Source organism: Nocardia exalbida NBRC 100660, from assembly GCF_000308575.1.
Lineage (GTDB): Bacteria > Actinomycetota > Actinomycetes > Mycobacteriales > Mycobacteriaceae > Nocardia > Nocardia exalbida.
In genome coordinates, this window is the sequence record NZ_BAFZ01000120.1 from 1 (window position 1) to 22,691 (window position 22,691).

15 protein-coding genes and 4 pseudogenes are annotated in these 22,691 nt (G+C 66.6%); 8 read left to right on the plus strand and 11 right to left on the minus strand.

Features of this window, described 5'->3' with window-relative positions; translation table 11 throughout:
- Positions 1–1,173: IPT/TIG domain-containing protein (locus ON29_RS28045; protein WP_040870940.1), on the minus strand; the 1,173-nt coding region annotated here is incomplete at its 3' end.
- A gap of 292 nt (positions 1,174–1,465) precedes the next feature.
- On the opposite strand from ON29_RS28045, the pseudogene ON29_RS37850 reads away from it, so the two are divergent.
- Both ON29_RS37850 and ON29_RS28050 read left to right on the plus strand, forming a co-directional pair.
- Positions 1,466–1,553: pseudogene (locus tag ON29_RS37850) on the plus strand (phosphate transport system regulatory protein PhoU); the annotation flags it as partial.
- A gap of 70 nt (positions 1,554–1,623) precedes the next feature.
- Complete coding sequence (locus ON29_RS28050; protein ID WP_040870942.1) at positions 1,624–2,010, plus strand: hypothetical protein; 387 nt, start codon at positions 1,624–1,626, stop codon at positions 2,008–2,010.
- Positions 2,011–2,049: 39 nt separating this feature from the next.
- Here the strand turns inward: ON29_RS28050 and ON29_RS28055 are convergent, their stop codons facing one another.
- The 4 genes from ON29_RS28055 to ON29_RS28070 all read right to left on the minus strand — a co-directional run bounded on the left by ON29_RS28055 (position 2,050) and on the right by ON29_RS28070 (position 8,131).
- Entirely contained in the window at positions 2,050–3,501 is a 1,452-nt protein-coding gene (locus ON29_RS28055) for a phytoene desaturase family protein (protein WP_051175648.1), read from the minus strand.
- Positions 3,498–5,258 carry a DUF3556 domain-containing protein gene (locus ON29_RS28060; protein ID WP_040870944.1) on the minus strand — a complete coding sequence of 587 codons (1,761 nt, stop codon included), beginning with the start codon at positions 5,256–5,258 and terminating at the stop codon, positions 3,498–3,500. The genes ON29_RS28055 and ON29_RS28060 overlap by 4 nt, the downstream gene beginning before the upstream one ends.
- A gap of 33 nt (positions 5,259–5,291) precedes the next feature.
- Positions 5,292–6,770 carry a class I adenylate-forming enzyme family protein gene (locus tag ON29_RS28065; protein ID WP_040870946.1) on the minus strand — a complete coding sequence of 493 codons (1,479 nt, stop codon included), beginning with the start codon at positions 6,768–6,770 and terminating at the stop codon, positions 5,292–5,294.
- Between the two features lie 128 nt (positions 6,771–6,898).
- Complete coding sequence (locus tag ON29_RS28070) at positions 6,899–8,131, minus strand: PucR family transcriptional regulator (protein WP_040870947.1); 1,233 nt, start codon at positions 8,129–8,131, stop codon at positions 6,899–6,901.
- A gap of 372 nt (positions 8,132–8,503) precedes the next feature.
- Here ON29_RS28070 and ON29_RS35090 point away from each other — a divergent pair.
- Positions 8,504–8,788, plus strand: a pseudogene (locus ON29_RS35090) (CGNR zinc finger domain-containing protein); the annotation flags it as partial.
- A gap of 150 nt (positions 8,789–8,938) precedes the next feature.
- On the opposite strand, the gene bla reads toward ON29_RS35090, so the two are convergent.
- Positions 8,939–9,865 carry a class A beta-lactamase gene (gene bla / locus ON29_RS28075; protein ID WP_040871020.1) on the minus strand — a complete coding sequence of 309 codons (927 nt, stop codon included), beginning with the start codon at positions 9,863–9,865 and terminating at the stop codon, positions 8,939–8,941.
- Positions 9,866–10,032: 167 nt separating this feature from the next.
- Between bla and ON29_RS28080 the strand changes: the two genes are divergently transcribed.
- The 3 genes and pseudogenes from ON29_RS28080 to ON29_RS35465 form a co-directional block, all read left to right on the plus strand.
- A complete protein-coding gene (locus ON29_RS28080; protein ID WP_040870948.1) occupies positions 10,033–10,908 on the plus strand; it encodes a LysR family transcriptional regulator in 876 nt (291 codons plus the stop codon).
- The gene (locus ON29_RS28085; RefSeq protein WP_040870950.1) at positions 10,905–11,804 is read left to right on the plus strand and encodes a serine hydrolase; all 900 of its coding nucleotides are present in this window, start codon (positions 10,905–10,907) and stop codon (positions 11,802–11,804) included. Before ON29_RS28080 ends, ON29_RS28085 begins: the two co-directional genes overlap by 4 nt.
- Before the next feature lie 224 nt (positions 11,805–12,028).
- A pseudogene (locus ON29_RS35465) lies at positions 12,029–12,418 on the plus strand (oxidoreductase); the annotation flags it as partial.
- A 48-nt stretch (positions 12,419–12,466) separates the two neighbouring features.
- Here ON29_RS35465 and ON29_RS28090 read toward each other — a convergent pair.
- Positions 12,467–16,099: pseudogene (locus tag ON29_RS28090) on the minus strand (type I polyketide synthase); the annotation flags it as partial.
- A 1,816-nt stretch (positions 16,100–17,915) separates the two neighbouring features.
- Between ON29_RS28090 and ON29_RS28095 the strand changes: the two are divergent.
- Together ON29_RS28095 and ON29_RS28100 are read left to right on the plus strand one after the other, a co-directional pair.
- The gene (locus ON29_RS28095; RefSeq protein WP_157172921.1) at positions 17,916–18,392 is read left to right on the plus strand and encodes a hypothetical protein; all 477 of its coding nucleotides are present in this window, start codon (positions 17,916–17,918) and stop codon (positions 18,390–18,392) included.
- Positions 18,389–19,222, plus strand: coding sequence for a hypothetical protein (locus ON29_RS28100; RefSeq protein ID WP_040870954.1), 834 nt, complete (start codon positions 18,389–18,391; stop codon positions 19,220–19,222). Before ON29_RS28095 ends, ON29_RS28100 begins: the two co-directional genes overlap by 4 nt.
- A gap of 594 nt (positions 19,223–19,816) precedes the next feature.
- On the opposite strand, the gene ON29_RS28110 is transcribed toward ON29_RS28100, so the two are convergent.
- Genes ON29_RS28110 through trxA form a run of 4 tightly spaced genes read right to left on the minus strand, consistent with a single transcriptional unit; the run spans position 19,817 to position 22,688 of the window.
- Positions 19,817–20,257, minus strand: a complete 441-nt coding sequence (locus tag ON29_RS28110; protein WP_174371871.1) for a DUF1931 family protein — start codon at positions 20,255–20,257, stop codon at positions 19,817–19,819.
- 13 nt (positions 20,258–20,270) lie between these two features.
- Complete coding sequence (locus ON29_RS28115; RefSeq protein ID WP_040870958.1) at positions 20,271–21,995, minus strand: FAD-dependent oxidoreductase; 1,725 nt, start codon at positions 21,993–21,995, stop codon at positions 20,271–20,273.
- Positions 21,973–22,239 (minus strand): UBP-type zinc finger domain-containing protein, encoded by a 267-nt coding sequence (locus ON29_RS35100; protein WP_083864115.1) that lies wholly within the window; start codon positions 22,237–22,239, stop codon positions 21,973–21,975. The genes ON29_RS28115 and ON29_RS35100 overlap by 23 nt, the downstream gene beginning before the upstream one ends.
- Positions 22,236–22,688, minus strand: a complete 453-nt coding sequence (gene trxA, locus ON29_RS28120) for a thioredoxin (RefSeq protein WP_040870960.1) — start codon at positions 22,686–22,688, stop codon at positions 22,236–22,238. The genes ON29_RS35100 and trxA overlap by 4 nt, the downstream gene beginning before the upstream one ends.
- Positions 22,689–22,691 lie beyond the last annotated feature (3 nt).

Sequence of the window (22,691 nt, forward strand, 5' to 3'; positions counted from 1 at the left end):
CTGAACGGTTCCTGTTCCAGCGGGTGCGACCGCGGTGATCTGGGTCGAGGAGTTGACCGTGAACGAAGTAGCGGGTGTGCCACCGAAAGTGACCGCGGTGGCTCCGGTGAATCCTGTTCCGGTCAGCACCACCGTCGTTCCGCCCGCCGCCGGCCCGGAATTCGGCACCACCGAGCTCAGAGTGGGCACCGCGACGTAGGTGTAGGACACCCCGTTGCTGGTGCCACCAGCGGTGGTGACGGTGACCTGCACCGTCCCCGTCCCCGCGGGAGCGACCGCCGTGACCTGCGTGTTGGAGTTGACCGTGAACGAGGTTGCCGGTGTACCACCGAAAGTGACCGCGCTGGTAGTGGCCAGACCCGTGCCGGTGAGCACGACGGTTGTGCCGCCGGTGACCGGCCCCGAACTCGGGTTGAGCGACGTAAGGCTGGGAACTCCGGCATAGGTGTAGGAGACGCCGTTGCTGGTTCCACCCGAGCCGGTGACCGTGACCTGGACGGTACCGGGCGACCCGCCGGGAGCGGTTGCGGTGATCTGGGTGGGAGAGTTGACGGTGAAAAGTGTTGCGGTGCTACCGAACCGTACCGTCAGCGGGCCGGTGAAGTTGGTGCCGGTGATCACGACACTATTGCCACCCGACGCGGGTCCCGCGGTCGGCGAGATGGACGTGATGGTCGGGACGATGACGTAGACGAAGGTGACCGGGTTACTGGTACCGCCCGGCCCGGTCACGGTGATCGACACGATGCCGGTCCCGGCCGGGGCGACGGCGGTGATCTGAGTGTTGGAGTTGACCGTGAACGAAGTGGCCGGTGTGCTACCGAAATTGACCGCGGTGACTCCGCTCAGGCCCGAACCGGTGAGGGTGACCGTCGTCCCGCCGGAGGTGGACCCCTGGCTGGGGCTGACGCTGCTCAGCGACGGGACCGGAAGATAGGTATATGAGACCCCGTTGCTGGTCCCGGCCGCGGTGGTGACGGTGACCTGGACGGTACCGGCTGACCCGGCGGGCGCGATGGCCGTGATCTGGGTGGAGGAGTTGATAGTGAATGTTGTTGCCGTGCTGCCGAATCGTACGGTCGTGGGACCTGTGAACCCGGTGCCGGTGATGGTGACGCTGGTACCGCCCGTCGTTGGTCCGGACGTGGGCGAAATGGAAGTGATCGTAGGCATGGCACAGCCTCCTCGTTGTCGTGGTGGTGCTCGGTTGCTCTGCACCGGATCGGTGCACGACTCGATTGGCGGCCCGCTGTCTCCATTAACACCCCAGGACCAGTTGCGGGGCAACGTATCTTCGATCTGTTTTAGTCCGTTTTGGATATCTGACGCATGGTGACCGAGAAACGGTGCGTCAGGGTTGAAGCAGCGGAGTTTTCGACGGCGGCCCACGCCCCGGCGGAACGGGCGCAAGTGCGCCGGAGACGTCGGTTCGAGGGCCGGGACCTACTGCACCTGAAGCTCGCATCGGTTCGCCGACCACGCCGTGCAGGTCGCACGACCCACCATCTTCATGGCCACCGGTCGATCCCCCTGACGATGCAACCGTGCCCGGCCTGATAGAGAATAGGCGCGGCCAGCAGGCACCCCCGGCGCGCGGGCACAGCCCATCCGCCCGCGACCGTCGTGCTCGGCAATCAGCTCGAACGCGTCGAAGAGACCAGAAAGGCCACCACCCCACAGCTCAGTCGGCAGCTGACGCCTCCGGTGGTCGCTTCGATCATTCCCAGTTTCGGTCCCGCGACCGGTGCGCTGATCGGTACCGGCTTCAGCGGAGTCACCGCGGTGAACTTTTTCGGTCACCCCGAGTACCGGCCGGTGACCGGCACCCGTGGTCACGATCACCGGCAGCGGCTTCACCGGCCCTACTGGTGTGTTCTTCGGTTCCTTCCGGCGGTTTCGTTCACGGTGAACTCCGATGCGCAGATCACCGCGGTCACCCCGCTGGCGTTCGGTGCGGCGCCGATCACGGTCACCACTCCAGGCGGTATCGCCACCGGGCTCTTCTTGTGATTGTCGAGTCGACTGCTGGCCGATGTGGCCGACAGTGCATCAACGTGCAGATCCGAAAGCAGTATGTGCCGCAGTGGGGGCGGCGAACTTTCGGATGGCCGCCGATGCTGCGTTGTATCCGCTCATCCCGTGCGCCCCTGGCCCTGGCGGGACGGCGGCCGAGCAGATGAACATCCGGTCGGCTATATGGTAGGGGCGCAGGGTGATGCGTGGTCCACCTAAGAGCAGTTGGCGTATGTTCTTGTCGCCAGTGAGGATGTCGCCGGCCACATAGTTGGGGTTGTAGCCCTGCATGGCGGCGGGGCCGACCACGGTGATGGCGACGATGCGATCCCGGAACCCGGGTGCGTACCGCTCGACCGCGTCGAGCAGTACATCGGTGGCGTTCCCCGAATATCCCTGTGGTACATGTGCGTACAGGTCAATGGGATGTACATTCCCGCGTGATCGTGTGGGGTCCGCGAGGTACTGCTGTCCGACCACGATAAAGGGCCGGTCGGGAAGCCGGCCTCGATGGATTGCGTGTTCGGCGCGGACCACGTCGGCCGCGCTGCCGCAGATGTGCAGACTTCCCGCCTTGTGTGCGTGGGGATGGGTCCACGGGATGCCGCCTTCGACGGCCAGGCTGACCTTGTAGGCGGCGGGCCCGTGCCGGAATCGCCGGTACGCGCGCGAGACCCGCGACGGCAGCCGGTCACCGGCGATGTCGGCGATCGCGGCCGGGGCGAGGTCGAACATGACGAGGTCGGCCGGCGGCAGTTGGTCGAGCGACTCGACCCAGAGGCCGGTCTCGATCTTTCCGCCCAGCTCTCGCAGTGCGGCCGCCATGGCGTCCGCGATCGCCCGTGAGCCGCCCACCGCGACCGGCCACCCGTAGCGGTGGCCCGCGGTGGTGATGCCGAGACCGATCGCCGCGGACAGCATCCGGTGCTGTGGTTGCCAGCCGTGGGCCATGTTCCCGGCGAACAGCGCCCTTCCCTGTTCCGTTCGGAACAGTCGTCCGAGCACCGCGGCGGGGATCAGGGTCGGAATGCCGAATCTTGCCAACCGCAGCGGATGTGACGGTATCCGCAGGAGCGGTTGCATAAAGTCGGTCACCAGCAACTCGTATGCAGCGGAGGGGCCTGCGAACAGGCGGCGCCAGATCGAGCCGTCGTGCCCGAGGCCCGCGGCGGTGTCTTCGACGGACCGGTACAGCACTGCTGCTGTGCCGTCGTCGAGCGGGTGCACGCAGTCGATTTCCGGCCACGCCCATTCCAATCCGTATCGAGCCGCGTCGATTCCGGTCAAGAACGGTGACCCGACGGCCATGGGGTGGGCCATAGCGCAGTGGTCGTGCAGCAGGCCGGGGAGGGTTAGCTCGCCGGAGCGGGTGCCGCCGCCGATGGTGGCGGCACCCTCGAGCACGGTGACCTCGACCCCGTGGCGGGCCAGCGTCACGGCAGCGGCCAGCCCGTTCGGCCCGGAGCCGACCACGATCGCCGTGGTCATTCCACCCTCGCCGGGGGCAGCACCGGGGTGTCGTCGCGGCGGAGCGGGTGAACCGGGAACCGATCGCCCGGCTCCGGCCACGGCTGACGGGCGAGCATGTCCTCGACCAGCACGTAGCCCTCCTCGATGACTCCGGTCGCGGCATCGACGATGCGATATGCCTGCCGTGCCCGGTGGATCGGCTGGGATTCGAGCACGACGATGCGCAGCTCCCCTTCCTCGAATCGGCAGCGTCGCTGCAGCGCTGCCAGCAACTGCTCGTTGTGCAGGTGCCCTTCACCGAAGTTCCAGCCCAGCAGCGGGCCTGCGACGATCTCTCCGTCGCGGACGGCGTAGTCGTCTTCGTTGTCGACGGCCCGGGTGATAAGACCGTTGAGCGCCCGGCCGTGGGTGTGCATCGATCGCCAGCCGAGACCGCTCTGGATGAGGATGTCGGCGATCTCGGGGCCGTACAGCTTGGTCAACTGGCTGACCGGCAGCCCGGCGCTCATGGTGACATGCTGCTCGAGTTTCAGCTCGGCGTCCCCGCGGAAACACCAGGCGCTGGTGGCCCAGTTGCCTGCGTAGTAGCGCATCGACGTCAGGAACGAAACCCATTGCGGCCGAATATGTCCGAGGATGACGACGAGTGTGGAGAACAGGATCAGCGCGAGGACCAGCGGTGATCGAAGCCCCGAGACATGGATGTAGCCGTAGTGTCCGAACAGGTAGAACAGGCTGAAGATGAAGAAGATGTTCCATTCCAGCGGCACGCCCATCGGCACGGTGGAGATGATGTGCAGGTGGAAGACGGCCATGAAGATGATCGCCGCCCAGGTCAGCGGGCCGCCGTGGCCGAGGAAGACCAGGTAGGCGGGGACCAGGTATTCCACGACGGTGCCGCCGTGAGCCAGCAGAGTCGGAATGCGTGACGGGCGCAGGTCCTGCGGCGGGTTGCGGTACATCTTGCGCTTCAGCCATTTGATCCGCATGACCGGGCTGTTGCTCATCATGACCGCTACCACGTGCCCGAAGTGATGGTTGAGCTTGGACGTGGCCGCACCCCACCACAGTGCCAGCATGACCAGCTTGAATCCGATGATCATGTCGGCGAACGGGACGAAGAACATCAGCAGCATCAACAGGTAGTGCTCGGGACGGGCGGCCAGAAACACCGTCTTGTCCCGCAACCCCAGCGCACCGAGGGCGACGATCAGAGCGACGACGACCAAGGGATCGAGCAGACCTACGTGACTGCCGTCCACCGGTGGAGCGCCATGACCGGGGGCGAGCAACGCCCGGATTCCGGAGCCGAGGACGACCGCGTACAAAGCTACGTCGACGACCCCGCGTTCGTCCCCGCGGGTGAACGGCACCTTGCCCGGCCACGGCGGCAGCCGCAGGGTGCCGGGACGCAGGAAGTACAGCAGCCCGCCGACCGGCGGCAGGAATCGCATGGTGAGCGGTCCGAATCCGCAACCGAATCCCAGGATTTCGAAGAGCAGAGTCCAGACGACGAGTTTCTGGTAGACGATCGGCTCGGTCCACCAGGAGGCGATATCGGTGAGCGCTCCGAGACCGGGGGTCAGGGAGATCACCGCGGCCGCGCCGACGACGTACAGGGCGCATTTGACGATATAGAGCAGGTAGACGGCATAAGGGGTGCCGAAGCCGTGCTCGACCCAGTGTTCGGCGACGGTGCGGAGCCGTTCACCGCGCGGGCGGGTCTTCCATTCGGCGTAGTCGATGTCCGGAAGATCCGGTTTCGTGAATCCCATGGCAGATGTCTTTCGAGAGGGAACGGTAGGTGATCAGAGGCGTGCTTCGGCCGAGAGGGTGCGCAGTGCCCGCTTGTCGATCTTCCCGACGGGGTTTTTCGGGATCTCGTCGACGGTCACGATCAGTTCGGGAAGCTTGTAGCGGGCCAAGGACTTCCGGAGAAGATCGAGCATCTGTTCCGGCTCGACCGCGACACCATCGCGATAGGACACGAACGCGATGGGTACTTCGCCGTGGACAGGGTGTGGTCGCCCGATCACGGCGGCCTCGAGTACCTGTGGATGGGCGTAGATCGCGGACTCGATCTCCTTGGGATAGATGTTCTCTCCGCCGCGGATGATCATGTCCTTGATGCGGTCCACCAGGGTGAGGTAGCCGTCCGCGTCGATGCGACCGACGTCTCCCGTGTGCAGCCAGCCATCGACGATCACTTTCGCCGTCTCCTCGGGCCGGCCCAAATATCCCCGCATCACGGTCGGGCCTTTGATCACGACCTCGCCCGCCGATCCGTCGCTGAGGAAATTGCCGTCGCTGTCGACGACGGCGATCTCCTGCCCCGGCAGCGCTTTACCGACGGTGCCGGGTTTACGGACACCGTCGAGCGGATTGCCCGTGCTCGCACATGTCCCCTCCGACAGGCCATAGCCTTCATAGATCGGGATGCCGTAGCGCTCCTCGAATCGGGTGAGCAACTCGACAGGCATCGGAGCCGCGCCGCAGAGGGCGAAGCGGACCGAGGAAGTGTCGGGCCGGACCTCGTGGGGCAGCGCCGACAGCATGGCGTAGATGGCCGGCACCGCAGAGAAATAGGTCGGCCGCGCCGCCTCGACCCTGTCGAAAAAGGTCCGCGGCGAGAACCGCCCCGCGACAGTGGTGTGGCCGCCGGCGAGCAGCGCCGACAGCACGCTGACCACGATGCCGTTGACGTGGAACAGCGGCAGAATCAGCAGACTATGGTCCTCAGCGGTCAGCCGCATGCCCGCGACCATGGTCTCGGCCATCGCCATGATGTTCGCCTGCGTCAGCTCGACGCCCTTGGGGCGTCCGGTGGTACCGCTGGTGTAGATGACCAACGCCAGCGCTTCGTTCGAGAACTCGGTCGCCTCCGCGCCACCGGCGCGGCCTTCGTGCCGATCCAGCTCTGACACCGAAAGCCGCTGAGGGGCATCGACCTCGCCGGACTCGATGCCGTCCGCGCGGACCAGTACGCGAGCGCGGGAATCGGTCAGCTGATATTCCACCTCGGCCGGGGTCAGCGACGGGTCGATCGGCGTTGCGGCGGCACCCAGCCGCCAAGCTGCGAACAATGCCACGATCAGTTCCAGCCGGTTGGGCAGCATCACGGCGACAACATCGCCGACACCGATCCCTGCCTTCGACAATCGATCGGCGTACTTCTGCACGAGGTCGAGGAACTCGGCGTTGGTGATCCGCCCCCGGTCGTCGTCCGCAAGACAGGGGTTGGTGGGGAAGATCCCGGCGCGTACATCCGGAAGGGCGGCGAAGTGCATGTCGATCTCCTTGCTAACGCAGCAGCTCACTTGCGTGAACGCCACGTTAGGAAGGTGATGTGACCTGGACCATATCGCGAGCGCACGAACATAGCCGGAGTGATCGTGCGCACCGCACGACGGATGACTCAGTCACCCACGGGCTGTAGCACTGTCGACCCCAGCCATCGGCAGGCCAGCAGGGCGACCTCGACGTCCAGCCGTCCCTCCCGCAGCGAATGCCCCAGTACCGCCTCCGCCTTGCGGATCCGGTACTGGACGGTATTGCGGTGCAGTACCAGCCGCTCGGCCGTTGTCTGGAAGCTACCGTTGGTGTCCAGGAAGACACGCGCCGTCTCGCGCAGCTGTGCCGTGGCATCGTCGTCACGCGCCAGCGACCCTAAGACTTCGCTGATCCATGCTCGCGTGGCGGCCAGGTCCGAGCACATCAGCGCGATCGGCCCGACCTGCGCCGAACAAGACACCGACGCACGCTGCGGTGCCGGCACGGACATCGCGACCACCTGCGCTTGCGTCGCCTGACGATGGGTCAGCCGGAAGCCCTCCAGCCCGGCGGCAGGTCTGCCCACCGCCACCCATGTCGCCCCCGGAATGCTCACCGCGGCGGGATCCGTTTCCAGTTCCGGTTGCGGGAGCCACGCCCACAGGGTCGATTCGTCGGCCGGGATCAGCAGGGGTTGTCCTTGGCAGGACAACTGATCGGCGATGATCGTCACCGCTTGTTTGGCCGTACGCAGTTGATCGGAGCCCGCGTCGGACCAGACAACCAGGCCCAAGTGGGTTCGGTCGAGCCGGTATCCCAGCGCACGCTCACTGTCACCCGGATCGACACGCTGTCCGGACAGGATCGAGCGCACCCTAGCGGTGCGGACGGCCATCTGATTCTGCAGCCACCGGTCCCGCTCGTCTTGGTAGGCGGTCACGACTTGTTGGGAGACCCGATCGATATAGGTGAACGAGCGGTCGGTCATTTCGGCCACCGCCGCTGTGACCAGGTCGAGGTCCTTCGTCGCGGCGGTGATCTCACCGAGCATGTGGTCGTTGAACAGTCGCTGCCCGATGCGGTACGCCCGCAACAGCGCGGTGATCGAGGTACCGCGCTGGGCCATGCGACGGGCGTACTCCAACGCCTCCGCCGGCGCATCGACCTCGTCGATGTCCAGCCCCAGTTCATAGATATGCAACGCGATCACGACGTTGCCGGTGACACTGGCGCGCAGCAACGACTCCACCCGGCTGTCGCCGCGCAGCTCCGGCTCGATCTGGAGCATCTGCTCCGTCAAACGTTCGGACAAGGCCAGCGCGTGCCGAGTCAGTCGTCCCGCGATCCGCGCGAGCAGTTGTGCGGCGTCGCTCTGCATGCGATCACCCTGTGATTTTCACAGGCGGCAACACCGCCGCGTCGAGCAGCCGCGCTCGGGTCTGGTCCGCGCGCGAGCGGTACTCCGTATCGGTCATCTGGACAGTATGGCTCTATCCAGCGAGCTCCACGATCCACTCCAACACCAGCAGATTTTGCTGACGAAGGGCGTGGGCGAGCGCTGCGGCCGCTGCTTCGGCGCCATCGAAGTCGCTGCGGGCGACGACCCGCTCGCCCGGGCCAAGGCGGCGGAGGCAGGGTGAGGTTGGACCCGCACTGGCTACCCACCAGCTCCGGCACTCCCACGCCACCGAGCCGATCAACCCTGGCGTCTCGATCGAGGTAGCCCGGCAACCTCTCGGGCAGCGGCCATCTGACGCCCGAAGGCAGTCGTCAATGGCGACTCAGCTCGGCTTCCAGCGTGGAAGACGCCCTAGGCGTAATCGCCGCCGACGCGATCAGCATCATCGCAGGCGAACGAGACGGAAAATTGGCCTTGTGCGCATCGCCGACCTGCCGAGCCGCCTTCTTCGATACCAGCCGAAGTCGCACCCGCAGATGGTGTGACATGAACACGTGTGGGAACCGTCAGAAGAAGGCGCGCTTCAATGCCAACCAGCGCAAGAACAGGACTGCCGCACGGAAGGGTGTCATCTGATCTGGCTTGCCAGGGAGGGCGCGGCGCGGCGGCAGCGCACGGCGCGGACAGGCGTCGGCCACCCGGACCGCCAAGACGATCAGCGGCACTGCGTTCGACGTCCAGATCCATCGACTCCGGGTCGACACCGGGCAGGTCCAAGCGTGTGATCTACCCCAGCGCACCAACCGCGGCCCGGGCGGCCTCGGCGACGAGAGAGTTGTCGGCTTCGGCGTTCTGCTCGAATTTCGTGGACAGCACGGCGATGACGAGCGGGGCGCGTCCGGGCGGCCAAGCGATCGCGACGTCGAGCGCGCCGCCGTAAGCGGGGCTGCCGGTCTTGTCGCCGACGGTCCAGTCGGCGGGCACCGCGGCACGAATGCGTGCGCCCCCCGTCTTGGCGGCGACCAGCCAGGACTTCAATCGCGCGCGCTCGGGTTCGGCGAGAATGTCGCCGAGGACGAGATTACGGTAGTCGGTGGCGAGGGCGGCGGCTGTGGTGGTGTCCCGCTCGTCGCCCGGAACGGCGGTGTTCAACTCGGGCTCCCAGCGGTCCAGGCGGGAGGCGGTGTCGCCGATGGACCGCAGGAACGCGGTGAAGCCTTCCGGGCCGCCGAGAAGCTTCAGCAGCTGGTTGCCCGCGGTGTTGTCGGACAGGGTGATCGTGGCATCGCACAGCTCGGCGACGGTCATGCCGGTGTCGACGTGCTTCTCGGTCACCGGCGAGTTGGCGACGAGTTCAGGCCGGGAGTAATGGATCACCTGATCGAAGTAACCCGTTGCCAGCGGATGCTCGCGCAGGAGGGCCCCGCACGCGAGACCTTTGAACGTGGAGGCGATCGGGAATCTCTCCCCGTCTCGATGGACAACGGTGCGGCCGGTGCCGGTATCGATCGCGTACACACCCAGCCGTGCGGAGTGTGTCGTCTCCATCTCGGCGAACGACGGAATCGTCGCCGCGGATGTGGTGTGCGAGGCCACTGGCGCACCAGCGCCGGACCCGCAACCGGCGGTGGCGAGGGACAGCGCGGACACCGCCACAGCGGCGAGGAGCCTGCGACTGCCGAGCGGGGCACGGTGAGCAAAGTCAGAAAGGATCACTGCCGCACCACATCATCGACGCCGCCTTCGACGCCAATATCCGGTCCCGGCGTGGGCGAGTCGACTTGGATATCGTCGCAGGCTCGCCTGCGGTTCGGCGCCGGTCGGAGTGCCCGGTGGAACAGCGGAACCGATGTCTTCGAATCCGCTGGTTCAATGACCGCATGGACCTGATCCGCCACCTTCGGTTCTTCGTCTCCGTCGCGGAGGAAGGACACTTCGGCAGGGCGGCCGCCGTGCTGGACATGACCCAGCCACCGCTGTCGCAGGGACTTCGGCGGCTCGAACGGCATCTCGGCGTCGACCTCATCCACCGCACCCGGCAGGGGGCCGTGCTCACATCGGCGGGTCTACAGCTGCTCCCGCGTGCTCGGCTGCTCGTGGACGATGCCGAGCGCCTGCTCGCCGAGTCGCACCGCATCGCGAGTGCCCACGGCGCGGTGCACTGGGGCGCGACCGCGGCGTTGCCCGACCGGGTGGTCACGGCGTGCGTGGGCGCGCTGCGCACTGCGGTCGTCCCGGATACCGCGGTGTCCACGACGGTGGGCGCCAGCGTCGACTTGGTCGCCGACGTGCGCTCGGGACTGTGCGACGTCGCCGTGGTCGAGCATCCCGCGCTGGTCGACGGTGTCGAGGTCCGCCCGGTCGTCAAAATTCCGCGGTGGCTCGTGGTGCCGTCGGATCATCGCAGCGCCGGGGCCGAACGCCCCACCTTCCCCATGCTCGCCGGACTGAGTTTCGCCTGCCCACCGCGCGCCACCAATCCCCCTGCCTTCGACACCGTTGTGGATCTGTTGCGCGAGCGGGGCCTGGACGCAGCGACCGTGCCCGCGCCCGACGATCGGACCGTGTTCGCGGCGGTGGCGGCGGGAACGAGCTTCGGGCTCACCGCCATGCCTCCGTCGTCCACGCCTGGCGTGACCTGGCTGCGCATCGCGCCGCAGGCGGTCGCGCTGCGAGTCCGCGTCGTCTACCGTCCGGGCGCTGATACCCATGCCGATGCCGTCGACCGGGTGCTGTATCGGGAGCGGCTGCGATGAGCACCACCGAGGACAGGATCCGCGCCGTGTTCGCCGACGCGGGATGCAGCGGCCGGCTGCACGCCCGCCGGTGCGACGGTTCCGCGACCGAGATCTCCGTGGGCGGCGACGAACGGGTGGTGCTCGCGTCGGTGTACAAATTGCCGCTGTTCGTCGCGTTCTGCCGCCTCGTCGACGCGGGGCGCATCGATCCTGCTGCCCGGCTGACGGTGGCACCGTCCGAGTGCACGCCGGGGCCCACCGGCATCGCCGTCATGCGCGATCCGGTGACCATGAGCCTGCGCGACCTCGCGACGTCGATGATGACCGTCTCCGACAACGCCGCGGCCGATGTCCTGCTCGGCGCGACGGGCCTCGGTGCGGTGGAGGGCCTGCTGGACGATCTCGGCCTCACCCGCACCCGGATCGTGGGCGGCACCGCCGACCTGCACCGCAGCCTCGTCCGCGACACCGACACCCACACCACCGCCGAGGCGTTCGCCGTGCTCGCCGAGAACGACGAAGCGTGGTCGGTGTCGGCGTACGACCCGTCGTACACGAGCGCGACGACACCGGAGGAAATGACCCGTCTCCTGCGCGCGCTGTGGAGCGGCGCGGTGCTGTCCGACGAGCAGACCGAGTTCGTCCGAACCGTCATGCGCCACCAAGTCTGGCCGCACCGCGTCACTGCCGGATTCCCCTACCGCAGTGTGTCGGTCGCAGGCAAAACCGGAACCATCGGGGTCATCCGCAACGAGGTAGCGGTCGTCGAATTTCCCGGCGAGCACCCCGTCGCGGTCGCGATATTCACCCGGGCGGCCCGCGCGGACCCGCACCTGCCCGTCGTCGACGCCGCCATCGCCGAAACCGCCCGCATCGCCGTCACCGAACTCCGCCTTCCCTTACCGGGAGGGTGACGTCAGGACTGCGCGCGCACATCTTTCCGATGTTTCCCGCCGGGTACAGCGGCTGGGTCACGACCGCGCCAGGTGACCCGCAGCGTCAGCTCACGGAGGTGGCGGCGTGCCGTGGGACGTCGTTCGCGCTCCGAAGACAGCGCGCCGAGCGAACGCCGGACGGTCGGACATGGTGTAAACGCCCAGCGATTGCGGAGGCACGTCGATGCCGTTAGGTTCATCCCATGAGCTGCACCTTTCCTCATTTGCTGTCGCCGATCGAGCTGGGGAGGGTCAGGCTCCGAAACCGAGTTGTGATGGGCTCCATGCACACTGGCCTGGAAGACCGGGCCTGGCACATCGACCGGCTGGCAGCGTTCTTCGCCGAACGCGCACGCGGCGGAGTGGGGCTGATCGTCACCGGTGGTTACTCCCCCAGTCGCGAGGGATGGCTCTGGCCGTTCGCGTGCGCGATGCTCGACGAGACCGACGCCGAGCGGCACCGGGTGATCACCGAGGCGGTCCACGAAGCGGGCGGCAAAATCGCGCTGCAGATCCTGCACGGTGGACGCGATTCGAACATTCCCACCAATCTGGCGCCCTCGGCGGTGGCGTCGCCGCTCACCGCGTTCGAGATCCGACAGGGACGCACGACGACGGGTTCCACGGTCGAGTGCCTTGGCATCCACCGGGCGAGCGGTGAGCGCTTCGATGCCGAGCACGGGCGCACCGGTGTCGTCGAGGGCGGCCACCCGAATACGTCCGGCTCCAGTCCGTTCCAGACGCACCCGCAGGGCGCCCACACCGCGGCGGTACAGCCGCACCCCGGCGAACGAGAACGGCAGCGGCAGCCTGCCCGCGGGCATATCCTGCGCGAGCTCGGCGATCGCGGCATGGAAGGAGGCGTCCAGCAGGGCGGGATGGATCCCGAAACCCGGTGCGTGCTCGTCGGACCCGGTCGCGAGCGCCACTTCGGCGAATACGTCGTCGCCGTCGCGCCAAGCCGACGTCACGCCCTGGAACATCGGACCAAAATCGAATCCCAGGTGCGCCAACTGGTCGTACAGGCTGTCGACCGGCACCGGTTCGGCCTCGGTCGGCGGCCATTGCGCACCTTCCGCCGAGATCTGCCGTGCCGATTCGACCCACGCAGGCACACGCTCCGCGGCGGGGGCGAGAACTCCGTCGGCATGCGGCACCCACTCCCCCGTATCCGCTTCTCCGTTCCGGACCGCGCGTGAATAGATCACGAACCGGCGCGCGCCCGCCTCGTCGGCGGGTTCGGCGGTCAGCTGGATATCGATCGCGGCGTCGTCGGTGAACGACAGCGGCGCTGCCAGCACCAGTTCATCGACGACCTCGGTGCCCAGCCGGGCGCCCGCGGTCAGCGCCATTTCCACGAAGGCGGTACCCGGTAGCAGCACCGACCCGAAGGCGGCGTGGTCAGCCAGCCACGGGTGCGTCCGCAACGACAGGCGGCCGGTGAACAGCCATTCGTCCCGCCCCGCCAACGGCACGGCGCCGGTGAGCATCGGATGATCCGATGACCGCAGCGACGCCTCGATCCCGAGTGGTTCCAACCAGTACCGCCGACGTTGGAACGCGTACGTCGGCAACGACACGCGGGCCGGTGTCCGGCCCGCCAACAGCGGGCGCCAATCGACCTCGACACCGGCGATGTGTGCTTGCGCGAGCGTGGTGACGTACTGCGCGACCTCGTCGGCCGAACGACGGGACGCGGCGACCACGATCGAATCGGCCTCGGCCTCGGGGTGTTCGGCCAGGCAACGCCGTGTCGTCGCCGCCAGCACCGCGTCCGGGCCGACCTCGATGAAGCGGCGGACCCCGGCGGCCACCAGAGTGTCCACACCCGGCGCGAACCGCACACAGCCGCGCAGCTGCTCGACCCAGTAATCCGGGTCGACGAGCGCGCCGTCGGCGAAACCGCCGGAGACATTGGACACCACCCCCACCGTGAGCGTCCGGTACGTCAACCGCTGCGCGATCGTGCGGAATTCGGCCAGCATCGGATCCATCCGCGCGGAATGGAACGCATGGCTGACGCGCAGCCGCGAGGTCTTGACCCCTTCGTCGGACAGCCGGCGCTCGACCTGCCCGACGGCGTCCTCGTCGCCGGAGAACACCATCGACAACGGACCGTTCACGGCCGCCAACGACACCCGGTCCCCGAAGTCAGCCGTGATCTCGACGGCTCGCTGTTCGGTCACCGCCGCGGCGAGCATGGCGCCACCTTCGGGCAGCGCCCCCATCAGTCGCCCCCGCGCCGCCACCAACGCGCACGCGTCGGCCGTCGACCACACGCCCGCCACATACGCCGCGACCAACTCACCGATCGAATGGCCGATCAGCACATCCGGGACGATCCCGAACGACTCCATGAGCCGGAACAGCGCCACCTCGTAGGCGAACAGCCCAGGCTGGGTGTACTCGGTGCGGTGCAACAGATCCTCACCCGCCGCCCCGAAAACGACGTCTTTCAGCGCAACCCCGGACCCCAGCGCGCGATCGAACTCGGCACACAATTCGTCGAACGCCGCCGCGAACACGGGGAACGCGGCATACAACCCCGCCCCCATACCGACACGCTGCGCACCCTGACCGGTGAACAAGAACGCCGTCTTCCCCGACCCGGCCACACCTTCGAGCACGCCGCCGGAGGCACCGGCCGCCAGGTCCGCCAACCCGGCCAGCAACTGTTCGCGATCGTGGCCGACGACGACGGCGCGCCGGTTCCACTGCGCCCTCGTCTCGATCAGCGCGGCCGCCACGCTCCACAGGTCGGGCTCCGGATGCTCGAGCAGCCACCCGTGCAACCGCTGCGCCTGGGCACGAAGCGCCTCGTCGGTCTTCGCCGACACCAGTAGCGGCACGACGGTCGCGGCACCGACCGGACCGGCGTCGTTGTCGGCCGTGCCGTCGTCGGATACCGCCGGGCCGGGTGCTTCCTCGACGATGACGTGCGCGTTCGTCCCACTGATACCGAACGACGACACACCCGCCCGACGCACCCGCTCCCCCGCAGGCCAGGGCTCCGCCTCGGTCAACAACCGCACCGACCCCGCCGACCAATCCACATGCGGCGAGGGAGCATCCACATGCAACGTCTTCGGCAACATCTCATGCCGCAACGCCTGCACCATCTTGATCACACCGCCCACACCCGCCGCCGCCTGCGAATGGCCGATGTTCGATTTCAGGGAACCGATCCGCAGGGGTTCGTCCCGCTGCTGTCCGTAAGCGGCGATGAGTGCCTGCGCCTCGATCGGATCTCCCAGCGACGTCCCCGTACCGTGCGCCTCGACCACGTCCACATCCGCCGCGGTCAACCCCGCCGCCGCCAGTGCCGCCGCGATCACGCGTTCCTGCGACGGACCGTTCGGGGCGGTCAAACCATTGCTCGCCCCATCCTGATTCAGTGCCGAGCCCCGGATCACCGCCAGCACCTCGTGCCCCGAACGTCGCGCATCCGACAAACGCTCCAGCACCAGCACACCCACGCCCTCGGCCCACCCCACCCCGTCGGCCGACGCCGCGAACGCCTTACACCGGCCGTCTCGCGACAACCCCCGCTGCCGGGAGAACTCGATGAACAGGAACGGCGTCGACATCACCGTGACACCGCCGGCCAGCACGAGCGACGTCTCACCGCGACGCAACGCCTGGCAGGCCAGGTGGATGGCCACCAGCGACGACGAGCACGCCGTGTCGACCGACACGGCGGGGCCTTCCAGCCCCAGCGTGTAGGCCACCCGGCCGGACACCACGCTGCCCGTCGAACCGATACCCGCATAGCCCTCCGCGGTGGGTCCGGCTGCCCTGGCGGTGTGCTCGTAGTCCTCGTACATCACACCGGCGAACACGCCGGTATCACTGCCACGCAGCGAGGTCGGGGCGATACCGGCGTTCTCCAGGGCCTCCCAGGAAGCTTCGAGCAGCAGCCGCTGCTGCGGGTCCGTCGCCGCCGCCTCCCGAGGTCCGATGCCGAAGAAGCCCGCGTCGAAGTCACCGGCATTTCGCAGGAAGCCGCCCTCTCGCGTGTACACCTTTCCGAACCGGTCCGGGTCCGGGTCGAACAGCCCCTCGAGGTCCCAGCCCCGGTCCGACGGGAACTCGCCGACGGCGTCCACTTCCGCCGCGACCAGCTTCCACAACAGCTCCGGCGACTCGACACCGCCCGGATAACGGCAGCTCATCCCGACGATCGCGATCGGCTCGTCGATCTTCTCCCGCAACCGGGTCAGGTCGTCACGAGTCGTCATGAGCTCGACGGTGACCTTCTTCAAGTACTCCAACATGCGGTCGGACGAGTCACCAGCGCTTGAGTCCACGTTTCACATCCCGGGTATCGCAGGGTCGGCAAAGAAACCCGGCGCGCGAACAGCGGCGCGGGTTGGCGAGAACTACCGAGTCGTCGGTCAGGTATCAGTGACGAAGTGCCCGCTCGGGGCGCAGGCGTGCGGTTCGATCCCATACACGCCGGGGTCGGGGCTCCGCGCATCGGCTCGGAAGAAGGCCGTATCGGACGAAGTCACCGGCGATCCGGCGCCGCCGGAGACCAGGTGTAGGAGGTCGCTCGAATACGGCGATCCCGGACCGCGGCCGCCTCCGGTGGATAGCGAGCCGACCGTGTAATTCCGCAGGAGAGTGTTTCTCTGCGGTTATCGAGACGGACATCTCGACGCTACCTTCACTGTCGGAAAGGCCGACACATCAGAGCGCTCTGACATACCACAATCTTTTATCAGTGGCGAGCATGCAGTTTCCCAATGATGGGAAGATGAAATCAAAGCCCATGCGCATTCTTTCTTCCGCGAGCAAAGCGACAGGACGATCGTCCAGTCGCGTGCTGAGGGTTAGCCTGCCAGCCGTTCCTGCTTCCCGCAAGTGATACGTGGACCGTTCTTTGTTCGGCGGATCGGAGCGACTCCGTCGGCCACTGGAAGGGGAATCGGCTCGGTATCGCAGTGCGGGAACGAACGGTGCGAACGCTCGGCACCGAACGGCTACCCGCGATGTCATGCGCTAATACCTACTTAAGTATGCTGATAGACCTGATCAGCAAACGTCGCCCGAGACCATCGGTGGCGCTGCGGATCCCGCCTCCACCCCCGCCGCAACCGCCCGGAGCGCACGAGGCAGACCCCGAACCGCACAGGCCAAGTGGTGTAACAACGACGTTGCTGACAATCGACGCAGACCACCCTTTCCGACGAAAGGCTTCATGCCCCCCTGAAACCACTTCCCATCGAATCGCGGCGCGACAGCACGGCAAGCCGTGTACGCCCGTCGGCGGAAACTACCGGTGAACAAAATGTACGGCCGAGGCACGAATCGTTTTCGGTGCGACGAAGACGCTTTTGCGACCACGTCCGGAGAAGTGCCAGGTTGCGCGCAGCGCTTACCGCTTCGCCGGCACACTTACCGGACGTCGAAATACTGTTCAGCGTTGTGAACAAAAGTCCGGCATCTCGTGTGCGAATGTTCGCCCGAGGGCGAACGACGGCGACACTGGAATTCGGCGACCGAGGACGACCTTCCGGTGACCGCGCGGCAGTGATCGGCTCGGTGCACGTGCGCTTGCTCCTGCCCGCAGGCAGGTCGGCGATCGTTCCCGTCTTCGTCGGACCGTACGGCGGTTCGTTGCCACTGCAGCGCCGCGGCTGCACGCCGGGGGTGTGGTCGTCATCGCCCATGGCCATGCCGCGGCGTGTACGAGCCGGGTCGAACGGTCACCTGATCGGCTTCGGCCGCACCGCCGACCGAGTCCCGATCCGGCATGACCCCGTGTCCAGCGTTCGTCGCCACCGCCACCACCGAACTCGACGCGACTCACGTGTCGGCGGAGGCAGGAGGCCGCGACCCCAGTCGCCCGCTCTCGCCGATCAGTCACCCGGAAGGTCGCTTTGTTCAGCTGTCGGTAACTTCATCGCTACCATCTAGGACCCGCCACTCTGTGCCCCCATCACTGGGAATATGTGCAGTGCCCCAGGTTTGCCATGCTTCGTGACAGCTCCCACCGCCGTCCGTGGTGGGGCAGTTCGGCATCCAGTTCGCCGTGAAGGGTCGCTCGAACGTCGACGTAATGAGGATGTAACCCAAGGACTACCCAGCATGACATCGCCCCATGTTCGCGAGCTGCGCCTGATTGCCGATTGCGTACTGGCAGTGCCGAACCGGTTCACGCCGGAGCGGGTATCCGCGGCATGCGCTACGGAGTTCAAAGAGGTACGTTCCGGCAATCCTCATGTCCGCGAATTCATGGCATACCCGGACTGCGGACCGTTGGCCTCGATCGTGTTTCGTAGCCCCCTCGGGCTGGCAAGCGAGGTGAATGCCCTGGTGATCATGCGCATCGCGAGGGATATCCGAATCACCCGAGCAGATGTGGCCGCAAGGTTCGAATTGCCGATCGAGAGAGTACGGACCGACCCGAGAATTCCGCCCGAAGGAACGGTATCGTTCATCTCGGAGCGGGGGGCGAGAGCCCTGCACATCAGGTTCGATGCCCGCTCACAGCTGCTTCGGGACATGTCGGTACACGAGAACCTCGGACGATCTCGGCACCCCGGCGCCGGCGGCCTCACGTGAAGCTTCTCCGCCAGCTTTTCGAGGAACTCGCAGCTGGTCTGCGCCGCGACTTCTCGAGAACCGCGGAACGCATGCATCGCAATTACCGCGATTTTCGCGGAGCCATCGATACTTCCGTCGCCGACTTGGTTGATGCCGACATCGCCGGACGGAACGATATCCGCCAGGCGGTCACGGAGGTTCCGGAGTACCTGAAACGCCTGCAGAGGCTCGGGTATCCGATAACCGTCGAGTCCGGGCTCGGCCGGGAAGTCGATGAAATCGCCGAAATGTCCGAGGACCTCATCCGCAAAGTCCAGGACGCACAGCAGGGTGGCTGGTCCATACGCTATGGGAAAAGGGGACACGGAACATACGCCGACTACGACGAGAAGGCCGTCGTTCTGGACGGCGATATGCGGGGCGACGCCCTGGCCTCCGCCGATGCGCTTGCGCATGAGATCGACCATGCCCACCCGAGCAATCTCCACAACGACGCTCCATCGCCGCCGATGGGCCGAGCCAGGGCGGAATGGGTTGCCGATCATGTGGACCGATCGCTGCTGAACGAAGGGCATGCCGTGATGGCGCAGCTCACCGTACGGCATCAAATACTCCAGAACGGTGGACCGGATATAAACCACAGCGTCGCCGGAAAATATCTCAGAATCTATGAAAGATATCGTAATGGAGAGTTCTCCCGCGACGAGGCGGAGCGGCGAGTAGCAGCTCACTACCGCTTCGAGTCGGGCAGTCATAGCAAGATGTCGTACGGCCAGAACCTCCGGGAATGGTACGAAGATTATTGGGACACGTGGATCGCGCAGACGGTTCAGACACCTCGTGCGTGAGGACTGTGGCGAGCCGCCCGGCGACAGGGAACGTTCGACCAGGCGGCCGAACGACCACTCCACGGCCCACCGACGGAGCATTACCTCGTTCCCCGTCGCTGCGTTTCACGAGGAGAATTGCTTTCGCTCATCCGACCAACCGCTTCCACCCGCCCGACCTCGGCGGAGTTCATCGGCCGTTGCGTGACCCCGAAGCACCCGAAGAGGAAGGCCGACCGAGGATCTCGGGTCGGTCGATTGTGTCAATGGCTGCCGTTGCGTGCCTGCACGCTTCCGATGTGCTTCGCGCAGCCGCAGCGGTCGCGGCTGCGCGGGTGAGGGCCGCGACCGACTGTGACGTGCTGTGTGCGGGCCAGGCGAGCAAGAGAACGCTCGACGGGACAGCCGTCATCGCAACGGTGGTCAGGTCCTCGCGCAGCGGCGTGGTCAGCGACTCGGGCAGCACGGCGACGGTGTTGCAGTACTCCGCGCCCTTGGGGGTGGGGCTGTGGCAGTGCCCTCCGAGATAGTTCGCGGCGTGATCACCGTTCCCGCGGCGCGAACCGACCCTGGCCTGGATCCGAAACACGCACGAGCACGCACCCCGGGCGGCGGTCAGAGCAGGAGATGGAAGATGTCGAAGGCGATGCTCCATTCGGCGGTCCCGGGGTTCTTACGGTCCGGTTCGATCGTGACGAATGTGTGCGCCAGCGCCACGCTCAAGCCCCCGGCAATCAGCGGCAGTCGCTGCTCGGTCGCCTCGGAGAGGGCTATGTCCAACGGCGGCCGGGCCGTCAGTTGATCGAGCACAGACTGTAGTTCGATCTCCTCGTCGAGTTTCTCGAACCGGTGGATGCTCTCCTGCAGTCCCTTGGTGATCGGCAGGTCCCACGGTTCGATCACGTCCCTCAGGTTTGCCTTCGCCGAGGCCTTGCCGATGAGGACCAGATCGTAGATCTTGTCGTCGATGAAATCCGTATAGCGCTTGAGGTCGTTCCGGTCGACTTGCAGACCGGCCGCTGACCGGAAGAATTGCTGGAATTTCACGGTACCCATCACTGGCATGTCGTCAGCTCCTGTCGAAGTATTCATGGATTTGGCGAACCGCCATCGCTCCCTCACCGACAGCAGATGCGACCCGTTTCACGGAGCCGTTGCGGACGTCGCCCGCAGCGAACAGGCCGGGCGAGCTTGTTTCGAGCGTCCTCAACGGCCGGTCGCCGATCCGCCGGTTGCCGTCCTCACGGGCGTTGGCCGCGTCCACGCCCGTGAGGACGAAGCCGTGGTCGTCGAGTGCGATCGAGTCGGCCAGCCACCCGGTGTGCGGCACCGCCCCGATGAAGACGAACAGGGCGTGTACCCGGAGAGTGTCCTGTTCCCCCGTGTGATTGTTCTCGACCACAATCTCGTCGAGGTACTTCTCACCATGGACCTCGCGAATCTCGGTATGCCGGTGGACGGTCACGCGCGGATGGCGCTCGATCTGGTCCACGAGGTATCGGGACATGCTCTTTCCGAGGTCACCACTGCGGATGAGCAGGTGAACGTGGGCGACACGGTCCGCGAGAAAAACGGTGGCCTGTCCGGCGGAGTTGCCGCCGCCGACGATGGCCACAGGGTCGGTGCCGCACATCCGCGCTTCCTGATGGGTTGCGGCGTAGTACACGCTCGTCCCTTCCAGTACCTCGATCCCTGGAACCGCCAACTTGCGATATCGCGCCCCGGTGGCGAGCACGACGGCCCGGCCGCGAACCGTGCCGCCGTCCGCCAGCCGGAGCACATGGTGGCCGTCCTCGAACCCGAGACCGGCCACCTCCGCCGACACCAGGAGGCGGGCGCCGAACTTCCCGGCCTGGATCACGGCCCGCTCCGCCAATTCGGCGCCGGAGATCCCTGCCGGGAAGCCGAGGTAGTTCTCGATCCGGGAGGAGGTACTGGCCTGGCCGCCTGCGGCGACCGACTCCAGTGTCACCGTGTTCAACCCGTCCGAGGCGCCGTACACGGACGCGGCCAGACCGGCCGGTCCCGCACCCACCACCACGAGGTCGCACACGTCCCGGGCTGCGTCCCGGACCGAGTCCGGGACCGGAAGCCCGACGATGCGGGCGAGTTCCGCATTCGTCGGATTGCGCAGCACCTTCTCGCCGTGCCAGATCACGACGGGAGTGTCCTCGGGGGCGACGTTCAGGCTGCGCAGCAGCTGCTCCGCCCGTTCGTCTTGCTCCAGATCGATCCATCTGTGGGGCAATCGGTTTCGCATGGCGAACTGCCGAAGCCGCAACGTATCCGGTGAATAGCAGGAGCCGATGATCCGGAACCCCGAACCGAGCCCGATCAGCAGGTGCCGCCGCACCAGGTAGGCGCGCAGGATCAGATCGCTGAGCACGGGATCGTGGGAAACCAGCTCGCGCACCCGGTCGGCCGGCACGACGAGTAACTCGCCGTCCTCGATCACCTCGGCCGTGAAGAACGCCACCTGGCCTTCCAGCAGTCCGAGCTCGCCCAGGAATCGGCCGGGACCGTGCACGCGCAGTATCCGGCGTTTGCCGTCTCCGTCGCCCTCGTCGATGATCGCGACCTTGCCCGAGAGGATGACGAAGAAGTCGTTGCTGGGTTCACCCTCTCGGACCAGCACCTCACCGGCGCGAACCGATCGACGCGTGCCACCGACCTCGAGCGTCGCGACCTGGTCTTCCGTCAGCCGCGGGTATGCTCCGAGCTCGTCCGGAGTCTCACCGAGCGGCGGAATGTCGCGTACGGGAGCGGCGTCCTCAGACGAAGTTCTGGTCGACATAACACCAGCGCCAATCTTCACCTGGCTCCATCGACTGGACGATCGGATGGCCGATGACGTGAGCATGCGCGCTCGCGTGCTTGCCCGGCGAGGAGTCGCAGCAACCGACGTGTCCGCACGTCAGGCAGAGCCTCAGATGTACCCACGGGGTGCCGAGGCGAAGACATTCCTCGCAGCCCTGCGGAGTCCGGGGTGCGACGGGCCGGATCGCGGTCACGTGTGGGTCTACAGGGATGGAAGTCATGGCTTCGTCTCCTTGCCTGCGTTTTCCGAGAGCGCCTGATCGAGCCATGTGCGCAGTTGTGGTACCGGAGCTGCGCCCGCCTGACGAGCCAGGACCTCGCCCCGATCCATCACCAGCAGAGTCGGTACGGCGCGGACGGTGAACCGTTCGGCCGTTTTGGGCGCAGCATCCACGTCGATCTTCACCAGCTTGATCTGACCTGCGCGTTCCCTGGCGAGCTGCTCGAGCGCCGGACTGACCATGCGGCACGGACCGCACCACGTCGCCCAGAGGTCGACGAGCACAGGCACCGAGGATTTCTCGGCGACCTCCGCGAAGTCGTCGTCGCCCGCCGAGGCGATCCAGGGCAGCGGTTCGTGGCAGTTCCCGCAGCGCGGTTTTCCTTCGCCGGCCGCCGCTACCTTGTTGACCTTGCCGCAGTTCGGGCACTTCACCTTTTCGGATCCCATGAC

What these genes read in the sequence shown, in the direction of transcription:
- ON29_RS28055 (WP_051175648.1), bottom strand. Translation starts at nt 3,501, where the DNA reads ATGACCACGGCGATCGTGGTCGGCTCCGGGCCGAACGGGCTGGCCGCT.
- ON29_RS28060 (WP_040870944.1), bottom strand. Translation starts at nt 5,258, where the DNA reads ATGGGATTCACGAAACCGGATCTTCCGGACATCGACTACGCCGAATGG.
- ON29_RS28065 (WP_040870946.1), bottom strand. Translation starts at nt 6,770, where the DNA reads ATGCACTTCGCCGCCCTTCCGGATGTACGCGCCGGGATCTTCCCCACC.
- ON29_RS28070 (WP_040870947.1), bottom strand. Translation starts at nt 8,131, where the DNA reads ATGCAGAGCGACGCCGCACAACTGCTCGCGCGGATCGCGGGACGACTG.
- ON29_RS28080 (WP_040870948.1), top strand. Translation starts at nt 10,033, where the DNA reads ATGGACCTGATCCGCCACCTTCGGTTCTTCGTCTCCGTCGCGGAGGAA.
- ON29_RS28085 (WP_040870950.1), top strand. Translation starts at nt 10,905, where the DNA reads ATGAGCACCACCGAGGACAGGATCCGCGCCGTGTTCGCCGACGCGGGA.
- ON29_RS28095 (WP_157172921.1), top strand. Translation starts at nt 17,916, where the DNA reads ATGACATCGCCCCATGTTCGCGAGCTGCGCCTGATTGCCGATTGCGTA.
- ON29_RS28110 (WP_174371871.1), bottom strand. Translation starts at nt 20,257, where the DNA reads ATGGGTACCGTGAAATTCCAGCAATTCTTCCGGTCAGCGGCCGGTCTG.
- ON29_RS28115 (WP_040870958.1), bottom strand. Translation starts at nt 21,995, where the DNA reads ATGTCGACCAGAACTTCGTCTGAGGACGCCGCTCCCGTACGCGACATT.
- ON29_RS35100 (WP_083864115.1), bottom strand. Translation starts at nt 22,239, where the DNA reads ATGACTTCCATCCCTGTAGACCCACACGTGACCGCGATCCGGCCCGTC.
- trxA (WP_040870960.1), bottom strand. Translation starts at nt 22,688, where the DNA reads ATGGGATCCGAAAAGGTGAAGTGCCCGAACTGCGGCAAGGTCAACAAG.